Source organism: Pedobacter sp. L105 (genome assembly GCF_009765875.1).
GTDB lineage: Bacteria > Bacteroidota > Bacteroidia > Sphingobacteriales > Sphingobacteriaceae > Pedobacter.
In genome coordinates this window covers 38180-50799 of record NZ_LMUP01000007.1, presented here as the reverse complement: position 1 = coordinate 50799, position 12620 = coordinate 38180, and the positions used below count along the sequence as shown (strand labels likewise).

10 protein-coding genes are annotated in these 12620 nt (G+C 41.8%); all 10 read left to right on the top strand.

The window, feature by feature from the left end:
• Window positions 1-221 precede the first annotated feature (221 nt).
• The 10 genes from GSQ84_RS14015 to GSQ84_RS13970 all read left to right on the top strand — a co-directional run bounded on the left by GSQ84_RS14015 (window position 222) and on the right by GSQ84_RS13970 (window position 12618).
• Entirely contained in the window at window positions 222-1598 is a 1377-nt protein-coding gene (locus GSQ84_RS14015) for a YeiH family protein (protein WP_158797907.1), read from the top strand.
• Between the two features lie 409 nt (window positions 1599-2007).
• A complete protein-coding gene (locus GSQ84_RS14010) occupies window positions 2008-2616 on the top strand; it encodes a TetR/AcrR family transcriptional regulator (protein WP_158797906.1) in 609 nt (202 codons plus the stop codon).
• Window positions 2617-2769: 153 nt separating this feature from the next.
• A complete protein-coding gene (locus tag GSQ84_RS14005) occupies window positions 2770-4149 on the top strand; it encodes a TolC family protein (RefSeq protein WP_158797905.1) in 1380 nt (459 codons plus the stop codon).
• A 24-nt stretch (window positions 4150-4173) separates the two neighbouring features.
• Window positions 4174-5238 (top strand): efflux RND transporter periplasmic adaptor subunit, encoded by a 1065-nt coding sequence (locus GSQ84_RS14000; protein ID WP_254070865.1) that lies wholly within the window; start codon window positions 4174-4176, stop codon window positions 5236-5238.
• A 149-nt stretch (window positions 5239-5387) separates the two neighbouring features.
• The gene (locus tag GSQ84_RS13995) at window positions 5388-8456 is read left to right on the top strand and encodes an efflux RND transporter permease subunit (protein ID WP_158797904.1); all 3069 of its coding nucleotides are present in this window, start codon (window positions 5388-5390) and stop codon (window positions 8454-8456) included.
• Between the two features lie 241 nt (window positions 8457-8697).
• Window positions 8698-9699, top strand: coding sequence for a lysylphosphatidylglycerol synthase transmembrane domain-containing protein (locus GSQ84_RS13990; protein ID WP_158797903.1), 1002 nt, complete (start codon window positions 8698-8700; stop codon window positions 9697-9699).
• Between the two features lie 110 nt (window positions 9700-9809).
• Window positions 9810-10457 carry a hypothetical protein gene (locus tag GSQ84_RS13985; protein WP_158797902.1) on the top strand — a complete coding sequence of 216 codons (648 nt, stop codon included), beginning with the start codon at window positions 9810-9812 and terminating at the stop codon, window positions 10455-10457.
• Between the two features lie 120 nt (window positions 10458-10577).
• Window positions 10578-10844, top strand: coding sequence for a UBP-type zinc finger domain-containing protein (locus tag GSQ84_RS13980; protein WP_158797901.1), 267 nt, complete (start codon window positions 10578-10580; stop codon window positions 10842-10844).
• Between the two features lie 6 nt (window positions 10845-10850).
• On the top strand, window positions 10851-11537 hold the full coding sequence (locus GSQ84_RS13975) for a Sir2 family NAD-dependent protein deacetylase (protein ID WP_158797900.1): 687 nt from the start codon (window positions 10851-10853) through the stop codon (window positions 11535-11537).
• 97 nt (window positions 11538-11634) lie between these two features.
• Window positions 11635-12618, top strand: coding sequence for a RimK family alpha-L-glutamate ligase (locus tag GSQ84_RS13970; RefSeq protein WP_158797899.1), 984 nt, complete (start codon window positions 11635-11637; stop codon window positions 12616-12618).
• The last annotated feature ends 2 nt before the right edge of the window (window positions 12619-12620 follow it).

Genomic DNA, 12620 nt, shown 5'->3' with positions numbered 1-12620 from the left:
TTCAGGAAACAAATATCAGCCTAATGGGACATAAAAAGCCTGATTTAGCTGGTGTTTGCTGTGTTAAGTTTAAATGATGTTAACATTAAGTTTTTATTATTTAGTCTATAGTTTTGGTAGACTAATATTTATTTTATATCATTGCAATAGCGCTTATTTAACCATCTCGCTGATTATCAAATTATAATAAGTAGCATAAAACAAATAAAAAATCAAAATTTATGGCAGAAAATATTAATCTTGAGGCAGCGCTGGCTGAATCTGAGGCGGAGGTGTCGCCGGTTAAAAAACCTTTTTTCAATTCCCTGACCGAAGACTGGTGGGCAGTTATTCTCGGCGCACTCATTATCTCTTTCGTTTTGTGGTTTACGGACAAAGGTGTTGTTTTTCACTTACCGGCCTTCAAATGGAGCGGTACGGATGAACTGTTTGGTAAAATACTTTCCCTGGATAACCTCCTGCTGATCGTGGAAACGGGTCTGGTATTCCTGTTCCTGGCGGCTGTCTCCATCGCCTTATCAGGTGGTAATATCAAAAGATTTGCAGCAGGTTTTGCCTTTGTTTATACGCTTGTAATTATTTCATTCATTGTAGGAGGTAATAAAGGCGTTGCTTATTACGGTTTGGAATATGTGGTATTTGCTTTACTGATTGGATTGCTGATAGGTAATTTAACCACGCTTCCCCGATGGTTAAAAGAAGCTGTACGCTCAGAATTTTATATTAAAACCGGATTGGTGATATTGGGTACCACCATCTTATCTGCCGATCTGGTTACAGCCGGTCTGCCGGGGATTATACAAGCGGTTATTGTGGTTACAGCAGTCTGGTTTTTCTCTTTATGGTTGAGCAGAAGGCTGAAAGTAGATGATGAGTTTGGGGTCATACTGGCTTCTGCCGTATCGATCTGTGGGGTATCGGCAGCTATTGTAGCGGCCGGTGCGATCAATGGAGATAAGAAAAAACTATCTTATGTTACAACACTGGTACTGCTCATGGCTATACCGATGATGATCATTCAGCCCTGGATCATCAGGGTTTTACATATTCCGGAAATTGTAGGTGGCGCCTGGCTGGGCGGTACTTTAGATACTACCGCTTCTGTTACAGCAGCCGGACAGCTGGTTGGGCCTGCAGCTGTGAAAGCAGGTGTAATCGCTAAGTTCTCTCAAAATGTATTTATCGGGGTAACTGCCTTTTTTATCTCTATTTGGTGGGCTTATAAAAAGACAAACGTTACAGCCAAAGAAGGCAGTTTACAAATCAATGCAGGAAAGCCAAGTTTAAAAATCGTATGGGAAAGGTTCCCTAAATTTGTGCTGGGTTTTATTGCTGCTTCCTTAATCTTTTCTTTTTTACTTTCTCCGGGAACGGTTAAAGGGGTAAGTACAGTGCTGAATAGTTTAAGGACGGTTTGGTTCGGAATGGCTTTTATTTGTATTGGGATGGAAGCCAGATTTTCTGACCTGGTAAAATTGCAGGGAGGAAGACCTGCCTATACTTTTATTATTGCACAGATATTTAATATCTTCTGGACACTATTATGGTCGTATGTTTTATTTGGAGGATATATTTTTCCAATACCCGATCTGAAGTAAGCTGTTCTGCCATTTTGTGTAAGCCCATTTTCTGATCAGTAAGACACAGAATAATAGGCTAAACTTTCGCTTTGCCCTGCAAATCTATTTATTATCCATTGGAAGGTGGTTGAGAGGTGGTTGGTTTATCCCCGGGATAAACCAACCACCTCTCAACCACCTTCCAATGACTTCCTAATGTCTTCTCATTACAAGATCAAATTAGAAGAAAACACAAATCTGTTTTCGATATAAAATAAATAGAAAACGCAGCTATAAACTTTTCTCTTAAAATCCTTATTTCAGGAGCCAAAGGCATTATAATCCAGATAATAACGGACAAATAAAATGTCATATCCATGCAATATGAACTAATCTCTGTTATTTACTGAACACCATTCATTATGTTTGTGGCGTTTAATTTTTGAAAATGGGAATATCTGAAAGAAAAGAGCGGGAGAAGGTTGAAAAGAAACAAATGATCATGGCAGCAGCCTTGAAAATGTTTCTTGAGGAAGGTTATGCCAAAACTTCTATCCGCAATATTGCCGATGCGATTGAATATAGCCCAGGTACAATCTATTTGTATTACAAAGATAAAGACGAATTGTTATATGATGTTCAGGGGCAGGCGTATATTCAGTTACTGGAAGTTTTTAAGAAAAAAGCCACTAGTAAAGATCCTTTGAAAAGGTTGAGACAGATAGGTAAAACCTATATTTCATTTGGATTGACGAACCCCGAATTATATGATCTGATGTTTATTATCCGCGCACCTACCAACGTTAATGAGCAGACCCATAAAGATCATGGAAAGAAATCTTTTGACTATCTGATAGATTGTCTGAACGAATGCATGGCGAAAAACTTAGTACGGATACAGGATGCAACGCTGGGCAGCCTGCAAATGTGGGCTACTGTACATGGGTTAGTATCATTGAATTTACGCTGCCGTTTAAAAATGCTACCTGAAGGAGTAGGTATAGAAAAAATATTATACGCTTCTTTAGAAGATTATATCGATTTGATAACTGTCTAAAAAAATTTACCACTTTAATGAACACTGTTTATAACAAATACATGTCTCATTAACAATACGGTAGTAACGATAATTTCATTTTATTAAATATTAACACCAGACATATTCAAAATAATATGTTTTTTTTAGCAACAATACTAAACACTGTTTATTATGTACACATCATTTATTAGAACGGGCCTTTTATTCCTCGGATGCCTGGTGATTTTTCGCAGCAATGTGGTGGGGCAGGAACAATCCCCGCAGCTGGATAATTACATTTCTACAGCCTTTGCGCAGAACGAAGGTTTAAAAGAGCAACAGTTTAACCTGGATAAATCCCTTTACGCACTGAAAGAGGCGCAGGCGATGTTCCTTCCAACGGTTAGTATTATTGGAGATTATACCAAATCGGCCGGAGGCCGAACCATTGATGTGCCGGTGGGTGATCTGGTAAACCCGATATATACCGCACTGAACCAGCTTACCAATTCTACAAAGTATCCGCAGCTAAAGAATGAATCCATCCTGCTAAATCCGGATAATTTCTACGATTTGAAAATGCGGACTTCACTGCCGTTGATCAATGCAGAGATCCATTATAACAAGCTGATCAAACAGCAGCTGATCAGCAGTCAGCAGGCTGCGGTTAACGTTTATAAAAGAACGCTGGTAAAAGATATTAAAACTGCCTATTACCGCTATTTCCAGGGTCTGCAGAGTATCGCTGTGTACAAAAGTGCGATGGTTCTGATCCGCGAAAACATCAGGGAAAACGAAAGCATGCTGCGCAATGGCACACGTAACGGAACGGCTTTACTACGCTCCAAAACAGAGCAGGAGAAAACCAATGCGCAATTGATACAGGCACAGCACAGCAGCCAGAATGCGCGCGACTATTTCAATTTCCTGCTAAACCGCCCCTTAAAGGATTCTATTCTGATCGATAGTACAATCGTAGCCGCAGTTCTGCTTGAACCTGATACCACTGTGGGTACCAGCGGCAGGGAAGAACTGAAACAATTACGCACCCAGCAACAGGTGTATACACTGGATTATAAGTTACAAAAATCAGGTTTTATCCCTAGGCTGAATACTTATATCGACCTGGGATCGCAGGGATTTGATTTCAGCGTGAACGATAAAACCCGCTATTACTTATGGGGGGTAAACCTGCAATGGGATATTTTTACCGGAGGACAGCGTAAATACCGTGCGGCGCAATCACATGCCAGCCTCAACGCGACCACAGCGCAGCTGGATCAGGCGGAGCTTTCGCTGCAGCTACAGTTAAATCAATCTTTCAACAATTATGAATCGGCCAAAGTAGGTTTTAAAAGCACAGCGGCCCAGTTGTCTTTTGCGGCCAAATATTATAACGATCAGCTGAAAGCCTACCGCGCAGGACAGTTGCTGTTCCTCGAACTGGTAGATGCACAAGATCAGCTTACCGGTGCAAGGTTACAAATGGCAGCGTCGCAGGCCGACCTGCAAATCAGCCTTGCTGAACTGGAACGTGAGCAGGCTACTTATCCAATCAACAAAAATAATTAACAGCATTCTATAAAATATATCTATATGAAACCTACTTATTACATCAGCTTATCGTTATGCATATCGATGCTTGCCGCCTGTACGTCACATCCTGCAGCTGTCAGCCAGATTGATGCTGCCGTCATTCCTGTAAAGATCATGGAACTGAAAAAGGAGAACAGCAATTCAACTATGGCTGTTTCGGGCCAGTTCACTACTGATGATGAAGTAATGCTTTCCTTTAAAACAGGAGGAATTATCAGCAGCCTCGCGGTAAAAGAAGGCGATGCGGTAAAAAAAGGCCAGCTGCTGGCTACGCTCAATCCTACAGAGATCAATGCACAGGTACAGCAGGCACAGCTATCCTTAGAAAAAGCGAAACGTGATTACCAGCGTACACAGAATTTATATAAAGATAGCGTAGCCACGCTAGAACAATTACAGAATGGTAAAACTTCTTTACAGCAGGCGCAGCAACTGCTGAGTATGGTAAGTTTTAATCGCCAGTATTCTGAAATACGTGCGCCGAAAGACGGTTATATCCTTAAAAAATTGGCCAATCCTGGACAGCAGATTGCTGCAGGCACAGCTGTTCTTCAGACCAATGGTGCGGCATCTGGCAAATGGATGTTAAGGGTAGGCATCAGCGACCGCGAATGGTCAATGCTGCAACTTAACGACCACGCTGTGATTCAAACGACTGCCCTTCCCGGCCAGCTGCTGGATGGAGTGGTAAGCCGCAAAGCGGAAGGGATAGATGCTGTTACAGGGACTTTTACTGCCGATATTACCTTAACGGGTAAAAAACCACAGGCTATTGCTGCCGGGATGTTTGGCAAGGCTACCATTACACCAACCCATAATTCACATACTGAAGGAAACTGGCAGATCCCTTATGAAGCACTGCTGGACGGGGACGGTACCATCGGTTACGTGTTTGTTACTGATGATAATAAAAGGGCACATAAAGTAAAAGTAACGGTTGCCGGTATCGATAAAAATACGGTAACGATCACCGATGGCCTGGGGCAGTCCAGAGCACTCATCATATCAGGTTCCGCATATCTAACCGATAACAGCGCAATCACCATTCAATCACCTGTAAAATAGGGAAATGAAACCTCCATGATCTTTAAAATCTCCTAACAAACCGGGTTTCCGGGTTCTTGAATTCAATAAAGAAAAATAAGAGCTTACTATTGAAAAAACGAGCTTAAGATCATGATAGCTTCATAACCGATAAAAAAAATATTCAAAATATGAAAATCTCAGAATATGCTGTAAAAAACAGTCAGTTTACCCTGGTGATCTTCCTGATGATCATTGTATTGGGCTTAACTACTATGTTCAGTATGCCACGATCGGAAGATCCGGAAATGCACCCTCCTTCTTTTATGGTTATTGTAAACTATCCGGGAACAAATCCCCGTGATATTGAAGATAGGGTAGTTACCCCGCTGGAAAAAACAATTTCCAGCCTGGATGATATTAAACGCCTGCGTACCACTATTTCCAATGGCGTAGCGGTAATTCGTGTAGAATATAAATACAGCAGTAATATCGACTCCAAGTATCAGGAGGTGGTGCGTGAAGTGAATAACAAGCGGAGCGAACTGCCGGCAGATATTACCAGTATTGAAGTACAAAAGCAGCAGCCTACAGATGTGAATGTTTTGCAGGTAGCGCTGGTGTCGGAAAATGCACCACGCAGCCGCCTCAAGTATTTTGCGGAAAAGCTGCAGGATGATCTGGAAAAAGTGTCTTCACTGAAACAGGTAACGATATATGGCTTACCTGCACAACAGGTGCGTATAGAACTTAACCTGGAGAAAATGGCCCAGATGCATCTTCCCCTGAGTGCTGTTTCCAATAGCCTGAGAAGCGAAATGGCCAGTATTCCCGGAGGCAGTGTAGATGCAGGACATCAAACTTTTAATATTAAAACCAACGATTACCGCACGCTGGATGCCGTAAACAATACCATCGTATCACCTGCAGGAACAAAAAATATCCTGCTGAAAGATATTGGACATGTGTATTACGGTTATGGCGAAGAGGAGCACATTACACGATTAAATGGCCATCGCTGTGTATTCGTTGTTGCTGCACAAAAGGACGGTGAGAATATTACCAAAACACAAGAAGCTTATAAAGGAGTAATCGCCAATTTTCAGAAATTACTGCCCAATAATATTGATTTGGTTCAGAATTTTGACCAGGCAGAAAATGTAAACAGACGTTTAACCGGTTTAGGACATGATTTTATCATCGCTATTTTGCTGGTAGCGGTTACCCTGCTTCCTTTAGGTTTCAGACCGGCCGTAATTGTAATGATCTCTATTCCGCTTTCCCTGGCCATCGGTATCGTGCTGTTGCAATTGTTTGGTTTTAACCTCAACCAGCTGAGCATCGTAGGTTTGGTGGTTGCCCTGGGCTTACTGGTGGATGACAGCATTGTGGTGGTAGAAAATATAGAGCGCTGGATGCTGGAAGGGCATAGCCGGATGGAAGCTACGCTAAAAGCTACGGGACAGATTGGTATGGCGGTGATAGGCTGCACAGTGATCCTGATCATTGCTTTTATGCCTTTGGTGTTCCTGCCTGAAGGATCGGGTGATTTTATCCGCTGTCTGCCTTTAGCCGTTATATTTTGTGTGCTGGCTTCCATGCTGGTTTCCTTAACAATTATTCCTTTTTTATCCAGCCGTTTATTAAAAAACCATGTAGGCAATCCTGAAGGAAACTTCCTGATGCGCGGGTTAAAAAAACTGATTCATGGCAGTTATGCCCGTCTGCTGGACAAAGCCCTGCAAAGGCCATTTTTTACCATCGGTGTTGCGGTTGTGCTATTTAGCGCATCGATCTATATTTTTGGGATCATTGGCTTTAGTTTGTTTCCTGCATCAGAAAAACCAGCCTTCCTGATCAATATTACTACACCTAACCAATCTAACCTGCCTTATACAGATACCGTAACACTGGCTATCGAAAAGCAGCTGAAACATGAACCGTTGATTAAGTATTATGCCACAAACGTGGGAAGGGGTAATCCAAGGATCTATTATAATATTGTGCCGGAAAATAACCGGAGCGATTATGCGCAGTTGTTTATACAATTGGATCCGGATACTAAACCTGATGCCAAACTGGCGTTAATCCAGAAGTTACAGGACCGCTGGGCAAAGTATCCGGGAGCAAAAGTAGAAGTGAAAAACTTTGAGCAGGGGCCGCCGGTAGTTGCCGAGGTTGAAGTACGTCTGTTTGGTGATAACCTGGATACATTGCGTGCACTATCGATCCGGGTAGAACAAATGCTGCACAAAACACCAGGCACCATGTATATCAACAATCCTGTGAGCTTGCTGAAGAGTGATATCCGCGTTGCGGTAAATAAAGATAAAGCACAGCAGCTGGGGGTATCTTCAATGGATGTAGACCAGATTTCCCGACTGGCAGTAACAGGTTTAAGTTTAGGTACTTATTATAATAATGATAATAAATATGGTTTTAATGTATTGCTTACTCGATTGAAAGAAGGAAGGCCTACACTAGATGCTTTCCGTAATTTATATGTTAATAATGCACAAGGTAATGCCCTGCCGCTTAACCAGGTAGCCGATCTGCAGCTGGAAGCATCACCTGCTGTCATTAACCATCAGGAGAAAAAGCGGGTTGTATCTGTACAGGCCAATGTTCAAAAGAGCTTTTTGGTAAGCCGCGTGGTAGACGACGTGATACAGAAGATGGATAAAATGAAACTTCCTCCGGGTTACAGTTATGAAATGGGTGGTGAAGTAGAAGCAAAGAACAATTCCTTCGGCGGTTTTATGAGCATCATCCTGGTCACTGTATTTATGTTCATTGCCGTGCTGGTACTGCTGTTTAAAACATTCAAAAGCACACTGATTATTCTGTCGGTTATTCCTTTGGGTGTGGTAGGCGCTGCTGTGGCGCTTTGGGTAACGGGCAATTCGCTCTCGTTTATTGCGATCATTGGGCTGATTGCACTGGCGGGTATTGAGGTGAAAAACACCATCCTGCTTGTGGATTTTACCAACCAGCTGAGACGAAAGGGAATGGGATTGCAGGAAGCTATCCGTGAAGCAGGGGAGATCAGGTTTTTACCCATCGTACTGACTTCCTTAACAGCTATCGGCGGACTGATCCCCATTGCAATATCTACCAATCCATTAATCTCTCCGCTGGCCATTGTCTTGATCGGAGGACTGATCAGTTCCACTTTATTGTCCAGGATTGTAACACCTATTATTTATGAGCTCATCCCTCCGGCGATAGAAATAGAAGAAAAAGAAATTGCTGCTGAATAAGCCGTTTAAATAAATTATAGAAAACCCTTCGGATTATTCCGGAGGGTTTTCTGCTATAGAAGAAATTGTCATTGTGTTTGTTTGATGAATGACCTCAATTCCGGTTACTGGAGGAAGTGATGATTTGTCTAAAGATGGGTATGGACACTGTGGAGTCGGTTTAATCACGTTTTTACGGCAATAATGCATGATTTGTAATAGTAGGCAAACATTGGTTTTATAAAAGTGTTGTTTATCAAAGATGACCAAAAAACAGAAATCGTTATTCAGCCCTTCACGTCTTATATTTTATGTATTGTCTTTGCTGGTATTTTATTTCGGCATCCATTATTTCGGAAAACTGAAAGACATCAAAACGCTGTTGTTACAGATGAGCCCGGCATGGCTTTTACTGACTATTGGTGCCCAGGTTTTTACCTATATATTCAATGCCTGTATCTTAAAGATATTCCTGAGAAAAGAGGCTAAAGTCCCTGATTTTTTTACTCTTTTTAAAACCTCTATTGTCATCATGTTTGTTAACCAGGCCTTACCAACTGGCGGTATCAGTGGTAATGGTTACATTTTCAACCAGCTGGTAAAGCGAGGGGTGCCCGGAGGACGTGCTTTTAAAACATTGGTACTGGAATCAATTTCTTATTACATCGCCATGGTTTTGCTACTGGCAGTATTTTATGGATGGTATATTCATGATCACAGGCTCATTACAGAACCTATTCGCTATGGGGCATTAACAGGATTTGTATTTTACATCATATTGGGTATAGTTGTAGTGATCATCAGCAATCAGCGAATTGTTGATTTCATCGTGAATAAACTAAGCCGTTTTAAACGGATCCAGAATTATATCAAAAAAGTAACTTCGCTATCTCAGCATAAAGAAACTGAAGCGGATGGTAATTTGCTGGCTGGAAACCAAAAAGAATTTTTAATTTCCATATTGCTGCAGCTTGGAATTATCATGGCCGATGTAGTGACTGCATACGCAGTCCTTAAAGGTTTCCATATTGAATTGCCTTTTCACGTCATCACCTTTGGTCTGTTGCTCTCCCTGGTGGTTGGTGCACTGCCAATTTCTCCGGGCTCCCTGATTGTTTACGAAAGTGCAATGACCTATTTTTTCACTACACTTGGCGTGCCCGTACAGGCAGCGCTGACAGTTACTTTATTGTACCGTTTTTTTACGTTTTGGTTTCCTATTCCTGTTGGATTACTGCTTTATAGAAATTTGCAGAGGGATTAAACTGTTTGTGATAAAGAATTTGATTTACAGTTAAAAATTCAGTACTATTGAGATCATGAACTATTTTTTTGTAAGATTGTCATCAATACAAAACCAAATAGCGGGAGCACATGAAGAATATCAAATATATCAGTATCGTATTGCTGCTTGCAGCAGGATGCAGTACCTCAAAACTCAGTACAGGATGGGTAAATCAGCGTACAGAGATTTATCATAAAATTATGGTGCTTGGATTGGTAAAAACAGCTGATCCCGGTTTGAGGGAAAACATAGAAAATAGTATGGTTACTGATCTGAAGGGAATGGGTTATGATGCCGTCTCCTCGTCGCAGGAATACGGATCAGCATCTTCAGAGAAACTAACGGACACCGCTACTTTGAGTAAGCTGAAAAGCAAGGGAGTAGATGTGATCATTACCGTTGCCCTGCTCAAAAATGATAAAACAAAGGAATTTGTTCCCGGAGAAATTAACAATACGCCTTACAGTTATAGTGTAAACCTTTTCGGACAATACTACAATGCGATCACCAGTCGTATTGGACAGCCGGGTTATTACGATGCCCATGAAAAATACTACTGGCAAAACAACCTGTACCTAACTGACAGTCAGAAATTAATGTATTCTGCACAAACACCGCTGATCAATCTTTCGGAAGCAGGGGAGCAGCAAGCTAAATTTGCACAACTGCTGGTTGGAAATATGGTGCAGAAAAGTGCGCTGCCCGATAACAAGGAAGATATAGTCACGAAACCATAAAAATTATCGTTTATTTAAAATAAATCTTTACCTTGGATGGGCATACCTTATTGGGCATGCCCATTTTATGTATGTAGTAAATTCATCAGCCTTCGCTCCTGGTAAATAAATCTGAAAGATATGAAAAACGAAATTTGTTCCCACATCAGTATGATTACTGAAGTTAAACCCGGTAAAGCTGTTTGCGAAGAATGTATCAAAACTGATGATGAATGGGTACACCTGCGTGTTTGCCAGACCTGTGGCGTTACGCTTTGTTGTGATCAGTCGCCCAATCAGCACATGACTAAACATTTCCATCAAAGTCATCACCCCGTAATCGCTTCTGCACAGCCCGATGAGCGCTGGCTTTGGTGTTATGTTGATGAGCAGATGGTTGATTATTAATAGCCAATGAAAAAGATCGTCGTATTAACCGGGGCAGGCATTAGCGCTGAGAGCGGATTAAAAACCTTCAGAGACTCGGATGGCCTTTGGGAAGGTTACAATATTGAAGATGTAGCTACCCCGGAAGCCTGGCAGCGTAATCCTGTGCTGGTACAGGATTTTTATAATGAGCGCCGCAAAGCGGTACAGGCGGCAGAGCCTAATCAGGCCCATCTGGATCTGGCCAGGCTGCAACAGCATTTTGATGTTCAGATCATTACCCAGAATGTAGATGACCTTCATGAAAGGGCAGGTTCTAAAAATGTGTTACACCTGCATGGCGTAATTACCCGTTCACAATCTGATGTAGATGCGTCCTTAACTTATCCCATTGAAGGATGGGAGATCAAGGCCACTGATCTATGCAAATATGGCAAACCGTTGCGTCCTCATGTAGTGTGGTTCGGAGAAGCAGTGCCCAACCTGCCAATTGCGGCAGAAATATGCAGTCGGGCAGACATTTTCGCTGTCATAGGAACTAAACTAGCTGTCTATCCTGCAGCAGGATTAATTGACTTTGTACCCGCCGGCGTAATCAGGTATGTAATTGACCCGAATATCCCACCGGTAAGCGGAGGGAGGCTCGTTAAAAAAATACAGGAGCCTGCTACTATTGGTGTAGCAATGATGATCAGGGAGTTAATAGAAAAATAGCGTTCATGGCAGGGCACGTTTAAATACAATGTAATATTTAAACTACCATATTAGTAGGCAAAGAATAAATAACTATTTTAGTAAAAAAGAATAGTCCATGCAACCTATAATCATCTCACACGAACACCCTGATTGGTTCAAACCATTATTTGAACTGTTAACAAAGCAGGGAATAGCTTTTCAAAGCATCAATCCGGTTCGGCATCAATATGCAATAGACGCGCCTAAACCAGATTTCAAAGTATTTTTTAACCGGATGAGTCCTTCAGCCTACTTACGCGACGGTATTCAGGGTACGTTTTATACCCAATATTATCTAAAACATCTTGAATTACATGGTGTAAGGGTAATCAACGGTTACAAAGCTTATGTATACGAAACTTCTAAAGCTTTACAACTAAGCTTGCTGCAGTCCCTGGGCATTAAATATCCAAAATCTAAGGTGGTTAACCACGTTTCTAAAATCAAAGAAGCACTGGAAGGTCTGCGTTTCCCCATCGTGATCAAAGCGAATATTGGGGGCAGCGGTGCCGGTATCGAGAAATTCAATTCACTGGAAGAGGTAGAAGAAGCGATTGCAAATGAGGCTATAGATTTTGGAATCGACCATACTGCTTTGGTGCAGGAGTTCATTCCGGCCAAAGGAGGTTATATATCAAGGGTAGAAACGATTGGTGGCAAAGTGATCTATGGCATCAGGGTTTATTTAACGGGTGATACGTTCAATTTATGCCCGGCAGATATTTGCCAGACCAATACTGGCGATGAATTGATAAGGAATGCCTGTGCAATAGATGCACCAAAAAACGGGTTAAAGGTAGAGGGTTTTACACCGTCTGAAGAAGTAGTGAAAAACATAGAAACCATCATGGCGCATACCGGCATTGATGTAGGTGGAATTGAATATATTATTGACGACCGTGACGGGGAGATCTATTATTACGATATCAATGCACTTTCAAATTTTGTAGCTGATGCGGTGAATGTAATTGGTTTCAATCCGCACGATCTGCTGGTACAGTATTTAGTAGATGAGCAGGCTAAACAGGAAGAGGTACATCTTGAAAAAGCAAGCTTTTAAAT